General features: G+C 59.4%; 22 protein-coding genes. 6 read left to right on the plus strand and 16 right to left on the minus strand.

Annotated elements, in window-relative coordinates; all coding sequences use genetic code 11:
- Positions 1-13 precede the first annotated feature (13 nt).
- The 3 genes from dgoD to AB4N91_RS18345 are packed head-to-tail and all read right to left on the minus strand — an operon-like array spanning position 14 to position 2,840.
- The gene (dgoD, locus tag AB4N91_RS18335; RefSeq protein ID WP_008152275.1) at positions 14-1,162 is read right to left on the minus strand and encodes a galactonate dehydratase; all 1,149 of its coding nucleotides are present in this window, start codon (positions 1,160-1,162) and stop codon (positions 14-16) included.
- Between the two features lie 45 nt (positions 1,163-1,207).
- Positions 1,208-1,828, minus strand: a complete 621-nt coding sequence (locus AB4N91_RS18340) for a 2-dehydro-3-deoxy-6-phosphogalactonate aldolase (RefSeq protein ID WP_077747979.1) — start codon at positions 1,826-1,828, stop codon at positions 1,208-1,210.
- Positions 1,829-1,841: 13 nt separating this feature from the next.
- Positions 1,842-2,840, minus strand: a complete 999-nt coding sequence (locus AB4N91_RS18345) for a 2-dehydro-3-deoxygalactonokinase (protein ID WP_460111482.1) — start codon at positions 2,838-2,840, stop codon at positions 1,842-1,844.
- A gap of 181 nt (positions 2,841-3,021) precedes the next feature.
- Here AB4N91_RS18345 and AB4N91_RS18350 point away from each other — a divergent pair, with 181 nt between their 5' ends.
- On the plus strand, positions 3,022-3,465 hold the full coding sequence (locus tag AB4N91_RS18350; RefSeq protein WP_010461794.1) for a hypothetical protein: 444 nt from the start codon (positions 3,022-3,024) through the stop codon (positions 3,463-3,465).
- A gap of 55 nt (positions 3,466-3,520) precedes the next feature.
- Here the strand turns inward: AB4N91_RS18350 and AB4N91_RS18355 are convergent, their stop codons facing one another.
- The 4 genes from AB4N91_RS18355 to AB4N91_RS18370 all read right to left on the minus strand — a co-directional run bounded on the left by AB4N91_RS18355 (position 3,521) and on the right by AB4N91_RS18370 (position 5,934).
- A complete protein-coding gene (locus AB4N91_RS18355) occupies positions 3,521-4,018 on the minus strand; it encodes a hypothetical protein (protein WP_460111485.1) in 498 nt (165 codons plus the stop codon).
- Between the two features lie 6 nt (positions 4,019-4,024).
- Positions 4,025-4,645, minus strand: a complete 621-nt coding sequence (locus AB4N91_RS18360; protein WP_460111487.1) for an alpha/beta hydrolase — start codon at positions 4,643-4,645, stop codon at positions 4,025-4,027.
- A 112-nt stretch (positions 4,646-4,757) separates the two neighbouring features.
- Complete coding sequence (locus AB4N91_RS18365) at positions 4,758-5,252, minus strand: PAAR domain-containing protein (protein ID WP_460111490.1); 495 nt, start codon at positions 5,250-5,252, stop codon at positions 4,758-4,760.
- Between the two features lie 199 nt (positions 5,253-5,451).
- Positions 5,452-5,934, minus strand: coding sequence for a GNAT family N-acetyltransferase (locus tag AB4N91_RS18370; RefSeq protein WP_010461803.1), 483 nt, complete (start codon positions 5,932-5,934; stop codon positions 5,452-5,454).
- A 212-nt stretch (positions 5,935-6,146) separates the two neighbouring features.
- Here AB4N91_RS18370 and AB4N91_RS18375 point away from each other — a divergent pair, with 212 nt between their 5' ends.
- The 5 genes from AB4N91_RS18375 (at position 6,147) to AB4N91_RS18395 (ending at position 9,297) form a co-directional block, all read left to right on the plus strand.
- Entirely contained in the window at positions 6,147-6,800 is a 654-nt protein-coding gene (locus tag AB4N91_RS18375) for an HD domain-containing protein (RefSeq protein ID WP_200667951.1), read from the plus strand.
- 112 nt (positions 6,801-6,912) lie between these two features.
- The gene (locus AB4N91_RS18380; protein ID WP_145308727.1) at positions 6,913-8,118 is read left to right on the plus strand and encodes an MFS transporter; all 1,206 of its coding nucleotides are present in this window, start codon (positions 6,913-6,915) and stop codon (positions 8,116-8,118) included.
- An 85-nt stretch (positions 8,119-8,203) separates the two neighbouring features.
- A complete protein-coding gene (locus tag AB4N91_RS18385; RefSeq protein ID WP_010461809.1) occupies positions 8,204-8,542 on the plus strand; it encodes a hypothetical protein in 339 nt (112 codons plus the stop codon).
- Positions 8,543-8,588: 46 nt separating this feature from the next.
- A complete protein-coding gene (locus AB4N91_RS18390) occupies positions 8,589-8,843 on the plus strand; it encodes a hypothetical protein (protein ID WP_010461811.1) in 255 nt (84 codons plus the stop codon).
- 73 nt (positions 8,844-8,916) lie between these two features.
- Positions 8,917-9,297, plus strand: coding sequence for a Rho termination factor N-terminal domain-containing protein (locus AB4N91_RS18395; protein WP_010461813.1), 381 nt, complete (start codon positions 8,917-8,919; stop codon positions 9,295-9,297).
- A gap of 130 nt (positions 9,298-9,427) precedes the next feature.
- Here the strand turns inward: AB4N91_RS18395 and AB4N91_RS18400 are convergent, their stop codons facing one another.
- The 9 genes from AB4N91_RS18400 to AB4N91_RS18440 form a co-directional block, all read right to left on the minus strand.
- The gene (locus AB4N91_RS18400) at positions 9,428-10,357 is read right to left on the minus strand and encodes a PfkB family carbohydrate kinase (protein ID WP_083374746.1); all 930 of its coding nucleotides are present in this window, start codon (positions 10,355-10,357) and stop codon (positions 9,428-9,430) included.
- On the minus strand, positions 10,350-11,816 hold the full coding sequence (locus AB4N91_RS18405; RefSeq protein WP_077747988.1) for a purine-cytosine permease family protein: 1,467 nt from the start codon (positions 11,814-11,816) through the stop codon (positions 10,350-10,352). Before AB4N91_RS18405 ends, AB4N91_RS18400 begins: the two co-directional genes overlap by 8 nt.
- Positions 11,817-12,028: 212 nt before the next feature.
- On the minus strand, positions 12,029-13,027 hold the full coding sequence (locus tag AB4N91_RS18410) for an ADP-ribosylglycohydrolase family protein (protein ID WP_077747989.1): 999 nt from the start codon (positions 13,025-13,027) through the stop codon (positions 12,029-12,031).
- Positions 13,024-13,737, minus strand: a complete 714-nt coding sequence (locus AB4N91_RS18415; RefSeq protein ID WP_042932288.1) for a GntR family transcriptional regulator — start codon at positions 13,735-13,737, stop codon at positions 13,024-13,026. Before AB4N91_RS18415 ends, AB4N91_RS18410 begins: the two co-directional genes overlap by 4 nt.
- Before the next feature lie 193 nt (positions 13,738-13,930).
- Positions 13,931-14,899, minus strand: a complete 969-nt coding sequence (gene araH, locus AB4N91_RS18420) for an L-arabinose ABC transporter permease AraH (protein ID WP_010461824.1) — start codon at positions 14,897-14,899, stop codon at positions 13,931-13,933.
- Positions 14,900-14,908: 9 nt separating this feature from the next.
- Positions 14,909-16,453 (minus strand): L-arabinose ABC transporter ATP-binding protein AraG, encoded by a 1,545-nt coding sequence (gene araG / locus AB4N91_RS18425; protein ID WP_154912849.1) that lies wholly within the window; start codon positions 16,451-16,453, stop codon positions 14,909-14,911.
- A gap of 66 nt (positions 16,454-16,519) precedes the next feature.
- Complete coding sequence (locus AB4N91_RS18430) at positions 16,520-17,524, minus strand: substrate-binding domain-containing protein (RefSeq protein WP_010461828.1); 1,005 nt, start codon at positions 17,522-17,524, stop codon at positions 16,520-16,522.
- Between the two features lie 114 nt (positions 17,525-17,638).
- Positions 17,639-18,457, minus strand: a complete 819-nt coding sequence (locus AB4N91_RS18435; protein WP_102594682.1) for an SDR family oxidoreductase — start codon at positions 18,455-18,457, stop codon at positions 17,639-17,641.
- 197 nt (positions 18,458-18,654) lie between these two features.
- The gene (locus tag AB4N91_RS18440; protein ID WP_077747992.1) at positions 18,655-19,530 is read right to left on the minus strand and encodes an SMP-30/gluconolactonase/LRE family protein; all 876 of its coding nucleotides are present in this window, start codon (positions 19,528-19,530) and stop codon (positions 18,655-18,657) included.
- Positions 19,531-19,532 lie beyond the last annotated feature (2 nt).

The raw sequence follows: 19,532 nt of genomic DNA on the forward strand, positions 1-19,532 counted from the left end.
AGTCAGGAGGAACTCACCACTCAGCAAAACTGCCATCGGCATGGCGCCAGATCGGGTTGCGCCAGCGGTGGCCGACAGCGGCGCGTTCGATCACGTATTCCTCGTTGATCTCAATGCCCAGGCCCGGGCCGTTCGGGATCTTCACGAAGCCTTTGTCGTAATCGAACACTCGCGGATCTTTCACGTAATCGAGCAGGTCATTGCTCTCGTTGTAATGGATGCCCAGGCTCTGCTCCTGGATGAACGCGTTGTAGCAAACCGCATCCAGTTGCAGGCACGCCGCCAGGGCAATCGGACCCAACGGGCAATGCAGCGCCAGCGCCACGTCGTAGGCCTCGGCCATGTTGGCGATCTTGCGGGTTTCGGTGATGCCACCGGCGTGGGACGCATCCGGCTGGATGATGTCGACGTAACCTTCGCTGAGCACACGCTTGAAATCCCAGCGCGAAAACAAGCGCTCGCCGAGGGCAATCGGGGTGCTGGTCAGCGGCGCCAGTTCCTTCAGCGCTTCGTAGTTTTCGCTGAGCACCGGCTCTTCGATGAACATCAGTTTGTACGGATCGAGTTCCTTCATCAGCACCTTGGCCATGGGCTTGTGCACCCGGCCATGGAAGTCCACACCGATGCCGACGTTCGGGCCCACCGCGTCACGCACGGCGGCAACGTTGGCCAGGGCGAGGTCGACTTTCTCGAAGGAGTCGAGGAATTGCAGCTCCTCGGTGCCGTTCATTTTCACCGCCGTGAAACCACGCTCGACCGCTTCTTTCGCCGCGCGAGCGGTGTCCGCCGGACGGTCGCCACCGATCCACGAATACACGCGAATCTTGTCCCGCACCTGACCGCCCAGCAAATCGCTGACCGACACCCCCAAGGCCTTGCCCTTGATATCCCACAACGCCTGATCGATACCGGCCAGGGCGCTCATGTGAATCGCGCCGCCGCGGTAGAAGCCGCCGCGGTAGAGCACGGTCCAGATGTCTTCGATGTTGCGTGGGTCTTTGCCGATCAGGTAGTCGGACAATTCTTCAACGGCAGCGGCGACGGTATGTGCGCGGCCTTCGACCACGGGCTCGCCCCAGCCGGTCACGCCTTCGTCGGTTTCGACCTTGAGGAAGCACCAGCGCGGCGGAACGATGAAGGTGGTGAGTTTGGTGATTTTCATCTGTTGTCTCTCTTATAGATGTAGCGCGCTCGGCGCCAGAAAGTCTTAACGCAGAGCGTTCCATGCAGCGACATAGGCCTTGGCGTTTACCGCCACGTCCTCAGGCGTCATGCCCGGTTTGAACAACCCGGAACCCAATCCGAAACCTTTCACACCGGCGTCGATAAACACCTGCATGTTGTCCGGCGTGATCCCGCCAACCGGCGCCAGAATGGTTCCGGCCGGCAGCACCGCGAGCCAGGCTTTGACGACTGCCGGCCCCATCTGCTCGGCCGGGAACATCTTCAGCACGTCCGCCCCTTCGGCCAATGCGGCGAAGGCTTCGGTCGGCGTAGCAACGCCCGGCGACAGGTACAACCCTGCCGCTTTTGCTGCCCGCAACACTTTGGCATCACTGTGCGGCATGACGATCACCTGACCGCCCGCCGCTTTCACTTGCTCGACCTGTTCCGGTGTCAGCACCGTACCCGCGCCGATCAGGCAATCGGCGGGCAAAGTACTGCGCAGGATGCGGATACTGTCGTAGGGCTCAGGGGAATTGAGCGGCACTTCGATGACGCGAAATCCGGCGGCATAAAGGACTTCGCCAATGGCGGCCGCTTCTTGCGGGCGCAGGCCACGCAGGATCGCGATCAGACCGTTTTGCGCCAGTGCTTGCTTGAGCATGTCAGACCTCCAGTCAGGTTGAACGGGATGGGTGTGCGGCGATCAGTCCGGCGGCGACCGCCAATTGCCACAACCCGCGTTCGGTGGCTTGTTCGGCCAGGGTCACGCGGGCAAAACCACAGGCGTCGAGGGCCCGGCTGTAGCGGGCACACAGTTGGGAGTTGCCAATGAGGATGATTGAAGGCAGGTGAACGCTGTTGCGTCGGCGTCGCTGAACGTTGGCCAGCGCCGACAGTTCGTGGCCGATCAGCAGGCCGGACAAGTAATCCGGTTGGGCAGTGGCGCAGAGCTCACCGGTCAGCCCGAGGCTGCGGGCGCTGAACAGCGTCGACAACGGACCGATCTCGCCCTCCGCCGACAGCGCCACTTGCACACCGCGATCAAACGCCTGGTCATCAAACGACGCGCCCTTTTGCTGGGTACGCCCGAGAATGCTGTGTTCACTGAGCACGGCGAAGATCTCGCCGGTCATGAAGGTGTCGAAATGCACGATGCAGCCGTCGGCCACTTCCACCCATTTCGAATGACTGCCTGGCAGGCCGATCAACAGGTCAGCGCCCTGCTCGACCGGCAGATTCTGCAGGACACCCAGCACTTGGGTTTCTTCGCCGCGCATCACGTTTGGCAAGCGCGAACGCTGAATCACGCCCGGCACGATGTGCACATCAACACCGCGAAGACTGCGAAGGGTTTGTAGGGAATTTCCGAGATTGGCGACGTTCGCCGGTGTATCGCAGTAGGCCGCTTCGCGCCAGCCTTGGGCGCTGCCGACCATGCCACAGGCAATCACCGGCAAATCCGGCTGCGCGTCGAGCCAGTCACCGCACGCCTCGTCGAAGGCCAGTTCAAAACCGTCGGCGCATTCCTGACCGTTGATGATTCGGGGTGTCCGGGGCAGCTGCATGATCCCGGACGACAGCGAACGCTGTTCCAGCACCTGGCCACCCGCGGCGAGTTTGTAAGCACGTAATGAGGTCGTCCCCCAATCGAGCGCGATCAATTGCGCCAGCATCGCTTCACCTGTTTTGTTTATTGGCAGTGAGTGAGCTGGACTATAAACCCTGACGCGGAGAAATCTCAATATATAAATATGACTCCCATATTGTGGGATTTACAGGTGTGACAGGATTTTCTTCGCCAACGCCTTAAAATGCCCGGCCATCGGAACGGCACCCAGCCCTCAAGGAAGAAAAATGAAGATTGCTTTAAAGGCGCTGCTGTTCTGCAGTGCTCTCTGGTCCACCGCAGCATTCAGCGCATCGAAAGAATTGAAGGTGGGCGATATCTGGGCCTACAAAAACCGGCCGGGCGAGGATGGATCGACACTGACGATCCTGAAAATCGAAAATTATCCAAAATTGGGCAAGGTTATTCACATCAGGGTCGATGGCTTTCAGATGATCAATCCGGTGACAGGTAGCGAGTTCAATGAAATGCCACACCTACCCTTCCAGGCAAAAGCCTTGGAACGCAGCATCACCCACCGGGTGGGGGAAACTGCAGAGATTACGGATTTCAGTCAGGGTTATATGGCATGGCGAACGGCCTTTGATGAGAGGAAGGCCGGGGCTTTCAAGATTACTGTTCGACAAGTCCTCGACGGATTGATCAAGAGTAATCGGGAAGCCAGTGACTGAGTTATTGAGAGGCTGTTTACCCCGGCAAAACATCCTCGAATCGCATGGATTCGTTTTACTGGTGAGCAATAGCCTTCAACAGCTCTGCGGTCGGCACGTGCATGACTTGGGAGAAGTACGTATTGTATGTAGTAGTATGAACTCGATAAACACACGAAATTAAATCACGCTTCTTCAATAGCGGAATAAGGGCCTCTCTTTCCAAATAATCCTCTCCTCCTTTTCCGCTTTCCGACTCACTAAAAATGACATTCGCTCGATAGAGCAATGGTGCAGACTCACTCACTTTTTCCACCAAACCAAACCCGGAACGCTTTATATGGTGCGCTTCGCTAAAATCAAGATCATCCTCTAAAGAACAGACTAACCCCTCACCTATTCGCGACTTAAACAATCCAATAAGCTCCACATCGGAATTGAAAAAAACCTGGTAAATTCCAGTATTACGAAGTTCGTTTACACTGGAATACTCAAGTGTTGCGACAGGTCTTCCGTGATTGAGAGAACACGATGCACTCATCAAGATTGCTAAAAACAAAAAAAATTTATGCATCCAGAATCACTCCCTGAAGTAGTTCAAAATCGATTCATTGAATATTTGGCGGGCAGACTTGCCTCCTGGCAATGTCTGCACAAACATTCTGTCTGCATCAGCATGGTTAACATCCACCCGCCCCATCACATTGGGTCCTTGTGTTACTTCCCACTGTTCACCAAAGTCCGCGACCAGATCCGACGCATTCCAGTCTACCGCTGCTGCCCGAATATTCACCCAATAGTCAGCCTTGGGGATCGGCTCTCGTCTATAGATACTTGAGATGCCGTAAACAATTTTCCCTTCACCCACGGGGTCCAGTGTAATCAGCATTTTTACTTTGAAGCCTTTGTCTGTCAGTACACTGGAAAGGTGGGCACCATTCCAGCCGCCGAGACTGTGACCAACGATGTAAATCGCGGAGGAGCAATTAGGTATTCTACTCAACACATTGCGCTCAAGATCATCATCACTAATAAAAGCATTATAACTGAGCGCCCATGAAGGACAGCGCTTCAAAATCTCTAGTTGTTTTGCGTCGTCAACAGCAATTCGACGCACATAATCGATATTATTAGGCCCTGTGCCGTAGTAACTTTCCTGATCGCCCGCACCACCAATAAAAAATATAACCAAGTCTCGCAAGGTGACAGGCACCTGCTTAACAGCCTGATCAGTCTTACAGGTCAATGTATGTATTTTTATTCTCTTTTAGGTAACGCTTGTTTCACCGCCGCAGTTTCACCCGCCATGCCAATCACTCCACAAACAATTTAATGGTCTCGGCCAAATGGGAACTGACTGTGTGAGTAAACCCGGACGCATCCGTCACGCCATGCTCTTCGCTGCCGTCACCACGTTGAATGGTATAGGGGTGATAAGGAATCGGCCCACCGGTCGCGTCATTCACCACTTGTAATCTGTCGGTAAAATACACCGGCATCGGAAGCAACCCACTAAAAGCTGCTCCGCCTCCGCTTTGCCCGATGATAACGGTCCCGGAACCGCCGATAACTACGTTGCCGTGCCCGCCCGTGCTATCGAGGGTTGCGGCGTTGAGACCATTGATGAATACCGTCCCCGAAACAGCGCCGGTAATCGGGCTGCCACAGGCAGATTTGTCCGTCATGCGAGCAGCTGCCAGACCATCGAAGAAAACATCTGGTGATCCAGAAACAATCGGATTGGTGCCATGTCCGGGTAACGGGCACGAAGTAGGGTCTGTAACGCGCGCAGCAGGTTTTCCACTCAAGTTAAAGCTCCTTGCTTTTGAGTTTTATAGCGATGGTGGCAACCATCAGGGCGCAAAGGAAATGCACCACCATCGTTCAACCAACCGGACAGTCGATGGCGAACATGACGAGTGTCGAGTGATGAAGACGTCATAGACATTGCAGGTGTCATCCGTGAGCGCGCAAAGGCGCAGAGGATGACGGACTAGACGGGTAGGATCAACTCCCCTCAGCAAACTCGCGCAACACCTTCCCATCCATCCGATACCGGACCCACTCTTCCTGCGGCTGCGCGCCCAACGACTTATAAAATTCGATCGCCGGTTTGTTCCAGTCCAGCACGCTCCATTCGAAGCGCCCGCAGTCATTGGCGCAGGCGATTTTGGCGAGGTGGCGCAGCAAGGTTTTACCGGCGCCGCCACCGCGTTGCTGGGGGGTGATGTAGAGGTCTTCGAGGTACAGGCAATTGCTGCCGAGCCAGGTGGAATAGCTGAAGAAGAACACCGCGAAGCCGATCGGCAAGCCGTCGCGCAGGCAGATCAGGCCATGGGCGGTGGCGCCTTCGCTGAACAGGCTGCGTTCGATGTCGGCAACGCTGGCGATGACTTCGTGACGGGCACGTTCGTAGTCGGCCAGTTCAGTGATGAACCCGAGGATTTGCGGTGCATCGCTGGGGGTTGCCGGGCGGATCTCGATCGTCATGGACGTGCCTTTGTCGAAAGTTGAAAACGCCATACTAAGTCGGCGCGTGGTTTGTGGCGAGGGAGCTTGCTCCCGTCCGAGTGCGAAGCAGTCGTAAAGGCTGGCAACTCGGTTTTAACTGAAATACCTTTGCTCCCGGGATGGGGTTGCTTCGCAACCCGGCGGGAGCAAGCGCCCTCGCCACAAAAGCGCGTTCACTTCAAAGGAAAGTCATGGCCACTGATGCTTTCGCGCCGCTGCAACTTCTCGCAGCGCAACTGCTACCCCACGCACTGGAACCCTCGGAAGATGGCGCCCACGATGGGGCCCATCTGCAACGGGTGTGGCACAACGTGCGAACGCTTCATGCTGAAGAAGGCGGCGATCTCGGAGTGCTGCTGGCGGCGGTGCTTTTGCATGATTGCGTGGCGGTGGAAAAGAATTCGCCGTTGCGCTCACAGGCCTCACGCCTGGCTGCTGAAAAAGCATCTGCCGTGCTAAGCGACATGGCTTGGCCAAGTGCAAAAATCAGCGCAGTCGCCCACGCCATCGAAGCCCACAGCTTTTCCGCCAACATCACCCCGTCCTCGCTCGAAGCCAAAGTCCTGCAGGACGCCGACCGCCTCGACTCCCTCGGCATGCTCGGCGTAGCGCGCACGTTCTATATCGCCGGACGCATGGGCAGCGCCCTTTACGACCCGCAAGACCCGGAAGCGACAGCGCGGGACTACGATGACAAACGCTTTTGCCTCGATCACTTTCAGACCAAGTTGCTGCACCTGGCGGACGGTTTCCAGACGATCACCGGCCAGCGGCTGGCGCGCGTCAGGCATGAGCGCCTGAAGGGTTTTATGGTGCTGTTCAAGGAAGAAATCGGCATCACCTGAGCGCATTACTCCGGCCCGCGCTAACCCTGGCATCGATAACCCCAGACCTAACAATGTCGAGGTACATGGTAGATAGAGGGTCAGCGTTTTTATCGGGTCAAGGAACCGCGTCATGTCTACCGCTACGCCCCACGTCTCAAGCAGAGTGTTCGGCCTGTTTTGCCTCGCCAGTTATTTGCTGTCGCTGTCCTACGGCTCGACCTTCCTGTTGTCACTGTTGATCGGTTCACGGGGCGGCAACGAACATGATGCCGGCAGTGTGATTTCGGCGGCGATGCTCAGCACATTTGCGGCGGTAGTTGTCTCCGGGCACCTGTCTGACCTGCTCGGCGCGGCGCGTTCGATTGCGCTGTTCGGCGTGTTGTTGGTGGCGGCCAGCCTGGGCTTCGCGCTGACGCCGGGGTTCGGCAATCTGTTGCTGTTTTTCGGACTGCTGCTGGGGCTGGGCTGGGGGGTGTTTTACACCTTGGGGCCGATGATCGTGGCGAGCCTGGTGACGCCCGCGCAACGCGCGAAATACTTTGCGCTGCTGTCGGGCAGCATGATGACCGGGATCGGCAGCGGGCCGCTGTTGGGCCGCGCGGCCAGTGCGTTCGGTTATCCCGTCACCGCCGCCTTTTACCTTGCCGCGTTGGCCAGCCTGATGGGTGTGTTGCTGTTCTGGCGGCTGCATTCGCAACTGAAAAAAACGCCCTCGCCTACCGCCACTGTCGCCCGCATTTCCTGGCGTGCGACGACTCAGGTGCTGTCGTCCAGGGCAGTGTTTCCGATCATCATGGTCGGCCTCGGCGGGTGCGTATTCGGCGGCCTGTCGAGCTTTCAAACCAGTTACGCAGCGTCTCGCTCGCTGGATTACTCGCTGTTCTTTTTCGGCTTCATGGGTGCGGCAATCAGCAGCCGGATGTTGATCGCCGGGGTCGTGGTCAAGCGCGATGCATTGCGCGCTTCGTGCCTGCTGTCAGGCGTGATGGCGGGTTCGATTGTGCTGTTCAGCTTCGTGGTCGATAGCGAGCTCAGCTACGTGCTGGCAGCGATGATGCTCGGGGTCGGCTACGGGCTGACGTACTCGGTGATCAATGGCCTGGCGGCGAACGAAACGCCCCACGGCACCACTTCGCAATCGTTGTTGCTGTTCAGCCTGTCGTACTTCATCGGTGTATTCGGCTTTCCATTGCTCGCAGGGAAGATCATCGTCGAACACGGAATGACGACACTTCTACTCACAGTTCTCGCCATAGGGCTGTTGAACTGGCTGATCACCTTGGGCCGCTTGATCTGGCGTCGGGTCGACAGCAGCAAATCGTTGCAACAGGCCTGAACCGTTCGTCGTTCATCAGGCACCAATCCAAATCGGGGGGCGGACCAACATCAGGTAAGGACTCTAATTAAATGGAGACGACACCATGATCATGTCCCGCTTGACCGCCCTCGCTCTCGCCACGCTGTTGTCCTCTGCCGCTTTCGCGGCGACCACCGCCACGGGTACCGGCCCGACCAACCCGGTCGAAGGTCAGAAAAATCCGACCACCCAAGGCTCGCCCGGCATGAACACCAACGGCACGGGCGTCGACAGCAGCCAGCCTCCGTCAACGGGCACCGACCCACGGATTCAGGGCAACGATACGGGCCGCCAAGGTGGCATGAACATGCCGGACACCCAGACACCGGATAACGCCGGCGCCGGCATGGGCTCGAAAACCACCACCGGTGGCTCGGGTTCCGAAGGCGGCGCCAGCCAATAGTTCGCCCACGCGAGTTTCACCTATCCACATCCATGAAGAGGTAACCATGAACGTCGATAACAACCTTGAGAAAGAAGTCCTGACCCGTCTGCTGCACGCCCATCCAAATGGCTTGGGCAAGGAGGTTCTGGACAATTACCGGGGGGAGAAAATCGTGGCCAGCACCCTCGCCACGCTGCAGGATCGCGGGCTGATTCAGCACGGGCATGTGACCTGCAACGAGGCCGGCGAACACTCGCTGCAACTGCCGATCAAACTCAGCGCGGCTGGGGTTGAGGCGGCGCGCAAGCTGGACGTTTAACAAGATGGATCAGGTCGCAGTCGTGCGCGGCTGCGACCGTTTGAGCGACTCTACAAGTAGCAGGAGAAATCCCATGCCTCGTGGAAGCAAAGACAAATACACCGCCGAGCAAAAGCGCAAGGCCGAGCACATTGAAGAAGGCTACGAGCACAAAGGTGTCTCGAAGGATGAAGCGCAGGCGCGCGCCTGGGCAACGGTGAACAAGCAGTCCGGTGGCGGCGAACGCAAGGGGGGCTCCGGGCGCAAGAAACCGGCGAGTGCCAAATCAGAAGATCGCAAGGAATCGTCACGGCGTGCGGTGGCCAGTCGCGAAGGTCATTCGCGTGACAGCAAGGCTTCGCGAGAGACGCAGACGGTTGACAGTTTGAGGAAGGAAGCGACTTCGAAGAAGATTCCGGGGCGCTCGAGCATGCGTAAACAAGAGTTGATTGAGGCGTTGCGCAAGGCTGGGTAGAAGCCTGATTTTTTTTATTGAATGTAGTGGCCCCTTCGCGGGCAAGCCTCGCTTCTACAGGTTAGGGTAGCGAAAATCCGCGTATGACCAAATCCCTGTAGGAGCGAGGCTTGCCCGCGAAAGCGTTATGTCAGGCGCCGAAAGTCTTCCTGATTAACGCATCCACCTCAGCAGTCCCAGGCGAAGTCGCCGGCCCCCACCGAGTGACTGCCAGCGCCGCTGCCGCATTCGCCCGCCGCGCCGCTTCACTCGCCGACAACCCTCGCGCCAACCCGGCCAGAAACACCCCGGCATGGGCATCGCCAGCACCATTGCTGTCTACCGCTTCAACCTTGAAACCGGGCAGATGCTCTCGCTCGCCGCGCTGACTGATCCAGCACCCTTGCGGCCCATCGCGCACCACCATCAACACCTCGGCCGGCAGGTGATCGGTGAGCCTGTCCAGCGCCTCGGCAATGTCCGCCGCCCCGGTAAACCGCAGTGCCTCGACACTGTTGCTTGTCCACAGATCAATGCGCGGCAACAACGCCTGCATCAATGGCGCGTCCGGCGAGTCCACCAACGGGCCGGGATCGAACACCACGTTGATCACTTTCGGCAAACCCAGCACCCAATCCAGCAGCGCCTGGGCCTTGCCGACATGCAACAGGCTGTAGCCACTGACATACACGTAGTCACCCGCCTCGGCCGGCACGCTCGCCAGGTCCTCGGTGGTCAATTCGCCCTCGGCGCCGATGTAGGAAATGAAACTGCGCTCAGCCGAGGCATCGGTCACCGCAACGCACAACCCCGTATCCCGTTCGGCCTTGTGTGCGATGCCGATCCGAATGCCTTCAACCTTCATCGCCTCACGGGCCAGGTCGCCGAAACGACCGGTGCCATGACGACCGAGGTAGACCACCGGCAGCCCGTTACGCGCGGCGGCGGCCATCACGTTAAACCCTCCGCCGGCTTCGAAACTGGCGGATTGCGCCAGCACATCGCCGCCCGGTTGCGGCAGTTTGTCCACGGCCATGACCAGGTCGATGATGACCTGGCCGGTGTGCAGCAATCTAGGCATGAGCGTTCTCGGTCATTGCGGCACGACGATCCCTGGCCCCACCGAGTACAAAATAAATCCCGCCGGCCACCAGGAACGTCACGATCCAGCCCAGGCCGTTATGGCCCAGCCACGAATCCGAAAGAAAACCGCGGAACCAGACGTTTTGTTCGGTGGTGCCAATGGTGGTGAAGCTGAAGCCCAGCACGATCGCCAGCGCCCACGCGCCAAACGCGCGCCATTCGATACCGCCGTTGTACCAGTAGGCACTGCTCGGGCTGACGTCCAGCAAATCTTTGGGGCTGTAGTAATGACGATGTATCAGGTCAACGACGAAGATCCCGACCCACGCCGTGATAGGCACCGCCAGCAGCGAAATGAAGGTAATGAACGGGCCGTAGAAACTGTCGGCGATCAGCATGAAGTAGATCGAACCGGCGAAGATCGCGACGATGTCGACCACCACGGCGTAGACGCGCTTGACCTTGAGGCCGAGGGTCAGCGTGGTCAATCCGGCGGAATACACCGACAGGTTGTTCGACAGCAGCAGCCCGCCGAACGCGGTGATCAGGTACGGCACGGCCATCCAGGTTGGCAGCATGTCGCGGATCGCGATGATCGGATCGGTGGCCGAGGCCAGGTCGTTGTTGCCCACCGACAGCAGGCCGCCGAGGGTAATCAGCAGCACCAGCGGAATCCCCGCACCAAAGGCCGCCGACGCGACCAGGCGCACGGCTTTGACGCTGCGATGCTGATAGCGCGACATGTCGGCACCGGCATTGGCCCAGCCGATCCCGGTGCCGGCGGCCATGGTGCCGATGCCGATGATCATCGCGCTCAAAGGCGCAGGCGTGGCGTTGAACACCGCGCTCCAGTCGATGGTGGCGCAGAGGAAGCCGCCGACCAGAATGTTCAGCGCACCGAACACATAAGTCGCCCACTTCTGGATCACCAGCAAAGTAGCGTGACCAAGGCCGGAAACCGACAAAGTCAGCAGCACGAAAATCGCGATGAAGACCAGGGTCAACACCGGTGCGCTTTTGGCCTCCACCGGCGAACCGAACAGGATTGAGCACAGCGACAGCAGCACGAAGGCGGCGGTGGTGGTGTTGACGGTTTCCCAGCCCAGCCGCGACATCAGCGAAACCAGGGTCGGGCCGATGTTGCCGCGCACCCCGAAGATGGCGCGCGACAGCGTCAGGCTCGGTGCACGACCACGACGACCGGCGATGGAGATGATCCCGACCACCGCGAAAGAACCGGCGGCGCCGAGGATCGCAACGATGATCGCCTGCCAGATCGCCAACCCGCGAAACGCCACCAGCGTGGCACCCAGCGGCAGGCCGAGAATGGAAATGTTAGCCGCGAACCAGACCCAGAACAGTTGCAGCGGGTGACCGTTGCACTCCGCTTCCGGCACCGGTTCGATGCCGCGGGTTTCCAGTTGCCCGGCGCTTTGCCCGGCGTTCGATGAACTCATGAAAATGCTCCTGTTGCCTTTGTTGTGGTTGTGGGCAATGACGGAAGACGAAACTACATCCCGGCGATCCTGGCCGTATTCGTGCTTTCCATTGCGGGGTTATCAATTCGAATAGGCGGTGCGCCCATCGCGAGCAGGCTCGCTCCCACAGGGATAATGCAAGCCGCACGGTACCTGTGGGAGCGAGCCTGCTCGCGAAGAGGCCAGGTCAGTCAGCGCAAGGCCAGAAGCCCTTTTACCAAAGGTTCCAGCTCCAGATCATTAACGGCTTTGACCTGTTCGATCATCGCCACCGGCCAACTCCCAAGCCCCAGGCAGGCCCCGAGCATCGCGCCCAGTATCGCCGCGATGGTATCGGTGTCACCGCCCAGGCTCGCGGCCATGCACAGCGCTTCGAAGGCGTTCATTTCACCAACGGCCACTTGTTGCGCCAGGGCAAACGAGACCACGACCGATTCCTGCGAAGCCACCGACGTGCCGATCACGTCGTACAGCAAATCCGCCAGCAACGCTTTGTCACTGTCGACGCTGATGGTCCGCGCCCAGCTGATGCGCGAGGCAATCCGTCCGCCCGCCACCCAGTGGCCATGACTTTCGGCTTGTTGGGCGATCTGCTGACCGAGGTTCAACGCCTCGCCCAGGTCCATGCCGTTGATGCCGGCCGAAACCACTGCCGCCACCGCCGCCGCACTGGAAATTCCCAGCGTGGTGTTGTGGGTGACCTGGCAGGCCTGCACGACGGCGCTTATAAAACGTTCAGGCTGGGCGACATCCGTGGCGATACCGACCGGCGTGATGCGCATCGCCGCGCCGTTGGTGGTGCCGTAGCGCCCCGCTTCTTCCGGCGAGTGGCCGGCCAGGATCATTTCGATTGCGCGCTTGGTCGAAGGGCCGAGTAAGTCTTGAGAACCCTTGGCCTGCATCCCGGCCTCCCATTCGATCAGCCGCTGAGCGAGCACGGCCGGTTCGATCCGGCCCTCACCGGCCACCAACAATTGACCGACCAGAATCGCCTGTTCGGTGTCGTCGGTGATCGAGCCCTTGGGCATGTTGGCGGCAATCGGCTGATCGGGGCCGGCGTCTTGCAGATCAGTGATCGCACCGAAGCGCGCCGAGATCTCGGCGCGGCTCAGGGATTGCGTCGGCATGCCCAGCGCATCGCCCAGGGCCAGTCCGTAGAACGCGCCGAGCGCACGGTCGAGCGCGGTCATTTCGACTCTCCAAACTGCAGGTGCAGACGAAAATGCACCGGGTCGAGCAAGCTTTCGACCTGTTCCATGAACCGGTTTTGCCGGTCGTAGGTGGTGCGCAAGGCTTTGAGGAAGACGGTGCCCACCGGACGACCGAGCAACGCGGCGTCTTCGGCGTTCAAGGGTTCTGCGCCGATCCATTGATCGCCGCGTTCACCGATGTAGCCGTAGGCGGCCAGGGTGATGGTCAGGGAATTGTCGATGAGGCCGACCCGCGGCAGGCTTTCCAGGCCTCCGGTGGCGGGCATCAATGAGCGTTCGAGGGACACCAGCTTGCCATCGGTGGAGCGACGGCGCCGGTCGAGGGTGATGAATTGGTCGGTGCCGAAGCGCGGCAGCAAATCAGGCCGCGTGACGGCCTCCAGCCGCAGCACTTCGGTATTGATCAGCGCCCCGCTGTCGGCGAGCGCTTGCGCCCAGCCGCTGCGTTGATCGAGCACCACACCGTCGAAGGTGACGATGGAGCCGACGCCGCTTTGGGTCGCGATGTAGTTGCGTCGTTTCAACTCGGCAAGGGCCTCACGCAGCGTGCCGCGGCTGACTTTGAATTCTTGAGCCAATTGATGCTCGCCCGGCAACAGAAAGCCGTCCTCCATGAGGCCGCTTTCAATCCGCCGGATGAGTTCGTCGACCACCCGTTGTTTCTTGTCAAATCGTACCTGTCTAATCATGTACAAAGTGATAACCGAAACGCGATGGTGCGGGCAAGGACTTTTTAAGGGAGGTGACGGAAGGAGTAATCACTGTGGCGGGGAGCTTGCTCCCGCTCGAGTGCGCAGCACTCGCAAAATCCTGAATCAAAACAGTGATTTTGGGGCCGCTGCGCAGCCCAGCGGGAGCAAGCTCCCTCGCCACAAAGCGAAGTTAACGTTGTTTGAGACGATCAATCACGACGGCCAACAGCAAGATCGAACCGCGAATCACGTATTGATAGAACGTGTCGATGTTCTTCAGGTTCATCGCATTCTCAATGATCGCCAGAATCAACACCCCGGCAATCACATGCCGGATCATGCCGATCCCGCCGCTCAACGACACCCCGCCCAGCACGCACGCCGAGATCACCGTCAACTCAAACCCTTGGCCAATCATCGGCTGCCCGGAGGTCATCCGCGACGCCAGAATCACCCCGGCCAACGCGCCAATCACACCGTGCACGGCAAAGATGATGATCTTGGTCCGGTCAACGTTCACCCCGGCCAGCAACGCCGCTTCCTGGTTGCCGCCGATGGCCATGGTATTGCGCCCGTAGGTGGTGTAATTCAACAGCCAGCCGAAAAACAGGAAGCACACGATGGTGATCAGGATCGGCACCGGCACGCCAAACAACTGGCCGTTACCAAAGACGAAGAACGACTCCTGCGACACGCCGACCGCTTTGCCATTGGCAAAAATGTAAGCCAGGCCACGAACGATCTGCATGGTCGCCAGGGTGGTGATCAACGCGTTGACCCGCAGCTTGGCGATGACGATGCCGTTGATCAGCCCGACAATCAGCCCCATCACCAGCGCCGCACTCACGCCGAGAAACACACTGTCGGTGTCGCGCATCACCACCGCCGCGACCACGCCGGCACAGGCAATCACCGAGCCCACCGACAAATCGAAATGCCCGGACGCCAGGCAATACAGCATGGTGCAGGCCGCGATGCCCGTTGTCGAAATCGCCAGGCCCAGGCCGCGCATGTTCAGCGGCGACAGGAAGTTGTCGATCAGCAGCGTGCACAGCACGAAGATCCCGACCGCCGCCAGCAGCATCACCCAGTCGTCGAGAAAGCGCCGCAGGTCCAGAGGTTTGCGTGCAGTGGGCAGAGCGTTGTTTTGGATGGTCATAGTCACCTCTCAGTTCGCCACGCCGTCAGCACGTTGGCGCGGCAAAGCCAGTTGCAGCAGGTTGGATTCATTGGCCTCTGCGCGAGACAACTCGCCGCGCATCGCGCCTTCGCAGAGCACCAGGATGCGGTCGGAAATACCCATCACTTCCATCAGGTCGCTGGACACCACGATCACCGCGATGCCGCTGGCAGCCAGGTTATGGATGATCTGGTAGATCTCGGCTTTCGCGCCGATATCGATGCCGCGCGTCGGTTCATCGAGCAACAGGACTTTCATCGGCATCGACAGCCAACGGCCGAGAATGGCCTTCTGCTGATTGCCGCCGGACAGGTACATGATTTTCTGCTCGGCGCTCGGCGTCTTCACTTTCAGCGCCTTGATCTGCTTGTCGGCGTTGCCCTTTTCCCAAAAGCCGCGCAACAGGCAACCGAACGTGGAATGGGCGCCGCGTGCGCTGATGTTGATGTTCTCGGCGACGCTGGCGAGCGGCAGGATGCCCTCCTTCTTGCGATCTTCGGGACACAGCAGAATCCCGGCCGCGATGGCATCACGGGGGGAACGCAGTTTCACCTCATGACCACGAAGCTCCAGGCGTCCGGCGGTGTTGCGCGTCAGCCCGCTGAGTATCCGGAACAGCTCGGTACGCCCCGCGCCCACCAGGCCGAACAGCCCGAGAATCTCGCCCTTGTGCACCTCGAAACTCACCGGTTCGCGCAGTCCCGGCCCGAGCAAACCGTCAACCTTGAGCGCCACAGCGCCCCGCTGGCGGCTGCGGTAATCGTAGATATCCTGAATGTCGCGCCCGACCATGCACGTCACCAACTGGTCGTGGGTCAGTTCGCTCATGTCCTCGAACGTGCGCACGTAGCGGCCGTCCTTGAACACCGTCACCGCGTTGCAGATGCGGAACACTTCTTCCATGCGATGGGACACGTAAAGCACCACTTTGCCTTCGTCGCGCAGACGCCCGATGATCGCCATCAAGCGATCGATTTCCCGCGCCGACAGGCTGCTGGTGGGTTCGTCGAAGGCAATCACATGCGCGCCACGGGACAACGCCTTCGCAATCTCCACCAGCTGTCGCTGACCGAGGGACAGGCGCCCGACTTTCTCTTGCGGGTCGATTTCATCGGCCAGGCCTTTGAGGCAGGCCAACGCTTGCTGGCGCAGCGCGCCTCGATTGATCAGGCCGAAACTGGCCGGCAGATGACCGAGGAACAGGTTCTCCGCCACGGTCATTTCCGGGACCAGATGCAGCTCTTGATGGATCACCGCCACCCGACTGGCGATGCTGTCGGCGGTGGACTTGAAGACCATCGTCTGCTCGCCGATCTGCAGGTCGCCGCTGCTCGGCGTGTAAGCACCGCCGAGGATTTTCAGCAGGGTCGATTTGCCGGCACCGTTCTCGCCCATCAAGGCGTGAACCTGCCCCGGATGAGCGACGAAACTGATGCCATCCAGCGCCTTCACCCCGGGAAACGTCTTGCCGATCCCGTTGAAGCGCAGGCTGCCGCCGACGCTGTGCTCATGTGTCTGTACTTGCGCGTGCATAAAACCACCTCATCACACAGATCAGGCGGCCCCGTCGCCAGGGCCGCCGATGAAATCAACCAGCCCTCAGTTCCACAGGCCGATCTTTTCCAGTTCCTGCTTGAAGTTCTCGCGAGTGATCAGCGTCACGTCGTCCATCGCGGTGTACTTCGGTGGTTCTTTGCCGGTGGTGACCCACTCGAACATCATGCTCGCGGTGTTGTAGCCTTCGATGTGAGGGCTCGGCAGCATCGAGCCGAAGAAACCGCTGTTGGCTTTCTTCAGTTCGCCGATGGCGTCGGTACCGTTGATGCCGATGCCGATCACGTTGGCAGCAGCGAAACCGGCGCTTTCGGTGGCGCGCACGCCGCCCAATACGGTGTTGTCGTTCATGCCGCCGATGATCAGGTTTTTCGCCGCGCCCGGCAGTTTCACCAGAGCCGAGTTGGTGGCGTCCATGCTGCCCGGTACGTCGAGGGTTTTCAGCGCCGAGAACAGGATGTGGTCTTTCGGCATTCCGGCATCTTCCAGGGCTTTGACCGAACCGTCGGTGCGCTTCTTGCCGGTGTCGAGTTCATTGAAGGTGTTGATCACCGCATAGGTTTCTTTCCAGTCCCAGCCGCGTTTTTTCGCTTCGGTGGCCATTGCCGCGCCCTGCTTCTGGCCGACTTCGAATGCGGCCATGCCGAGGTAAGGAACGTCTTCCATGAACTTGCCATTGGCATCGACGAAACGGTCATCGACAGCGATGACTTTCATACCATTGAGCTTGGCCTTGGCCATGATGGCCGGACCAAGGGAGACGTCCGGCGGGCAGATCACGAAGCCCTTGGCACCATTGGCTGCAAGGCTATCGATGGCCGAGAGGGTTTTCTCGCCGTCAGGCACGGCGATCTTGATGACAGTGAAGCCCTTGTCTTTCCCGGCCTTTTCGGCGAATGCCCATTCGGTCTGGAACCAGGGCTCTTCCGCCTGCTTGACCAGGAAGCCGATTTTCACTTCCTCGGCCGCCAGCAGCGTGCTGCTCAAGCTGACCGCAGTGACCGCCAAAGCGGCACAGCACAGGGAACGGATCCCACGACGACGATTCATAGCTGACTCCTTGTTATTTTTTTTGAGCGTTATTTTGAAAGCCGGTACTGCAAATAGTCATATCGTATGATGATTGGATTTCAGACGGAACTCCGCGTCTGAAAGCCGTTTTGCTCAGTCGTGATACATAACCGAGCGTCCACCATCGATGGTGATGCATGAAGCATTGATGAACGGTGCTTCATCGCTGGCCAGGAAGACGGCCGTCATGGCCACTTCCATCGGTTGCCCGATACGACGCGGCGGATGCAGGTCGAATGCCCTCTGACGTTCGGCCTGGGGGTCGGCAAAACCGTTCCAGTAATCGACGTTCAATTGGGTTTCGATGTAGCCCGGCGCGATCGCATTCACGCGAATGCCCTTTGGCGCGTATTCGATGCCCAGCGCGCGGGTCAGCCCGAGCAAGCCGTGCTTGGCCACCGGGTACGGAAAGCAGCCCGGGATGATGTGGGTGGAATGGGTCGAAGCGATGTTGATGATGCTGCCGATGCCCTGCTCGATCATTTGCGGCAGCACGGCTTTGCAGCCATACCACGCGCCGTCGAGGTCGATGGCGAAGCAGCGATGCCAGTCTTCTTCGGTCATTTCCAGTGGATCGCGGAATACGTTGACCCCAGCGCAGTTGACCAATACGTCGATCCGGCCGTGACGCTCGACGGCCAACCTGGCCATCGCGTGCAGATCTTGCTGCCGGGAGACGTCGGCCTTGATGGCCTGGACATCGAAGCCTTTGTCCCGCCAGTGCGCCGCGACTTTCTCGACTTTTTCGGCCTGAATATCACTGATGATCAGTTTGGCCTGTTGCGACGCGAACGTGGCGACGATGGCCTCGCCGATTCCCTGCGCAGCGCCGGTCAGCAGCACGACCTTGTTTTTCAGGCGCTCGCCTTTGGGCGGTTCGGGCACGGCTGGCAAGGAAAGAGGCTCAGCCATGGATCAAGCCCCCTTTTTTCAGGGACGACAAAAGCCGGGCATCTGTCGATGTCCGGTCAAAAGTCCTTTTGGAAAATCGCTGCATCACTTCACCTGTTTTGTTTTTTTAAGTGTGAGTGCGTGTAACTGATGGCCGACTATAAACCCGACCACCAAATAATCTCAATATATAATTTTACATCCCATATTTTGGGATTTCATCCAGCAAAGCGGGTGCAGGTTTTTCCGGGTACATCGACGCGAATCGACAGCAGCGCGCCGTCCAGCGGGTGGTTGAGCGGACTCGCGGCGCTGGTGACGTACAGGGTTTTCAAGTCTTCGCCGCCGAACACGCAACTGGTGGGGCGGCTGACCGGCAATTCGATCACGCGGTCGACATAGCCATCCGGGGTTAGCCTGATCAGGCAGCTACCGTCCCAGCGGGCGTTCCAGATGAAACCCTCGGCATCCATCGCCGAGCCATCGGGGCCGCCCCGATCGTGGGGACCGAACCAGACATACGCGGTGTCCAGGTTGCCATCGGTGTGGACGAAATGGCGGTACAAGGTTTTGTCCATGCTGTCGGCGAAAAACAGCGTGGTCTCGTCCTCGCTCCACAGCAACGTGTTGGGAATGCCCAGCCCGCGAAGCAGCGGCGTGACCCGGGCGTCGCGGTCGATGCGAAACAGGCCGCCGGAGCGACGCACAATGGGCAGGTCTTCGCCATTTTCACCGATGTTGTTCTGCATGGTGCCAAGCCAGAGCCGACCCTGTGCATCGCAGCGGGCTTCGTTGGCGCGGTTGCCGGGTTGCGGGTCGGCGACGCAGAGCAAGGTCAGGCGCGGTTCAAGCCCTGGTGAATCAAGGTCCAGCCGATAGACGCCGCTGCTCAACGTCACGAGCGCATCGCCGCTTTCACAGGGGATAAACGCGGACACGTGTTCCGGCATTTTCCAGATTTGCACGTTGGCGCCGATCAGCCGCAGGGCTTGCTTGCCGGCGATGTCCACCCAATACAGCGCCTGGGTCGGCACATCCCAGAACGGACCTTCACCGAGTTGCGCACGGTGTCCGGTAACCGCATTCCACGTCATGA

The organism is Pseudomonas sp. H3_D04, assembly GCF_054669175.1.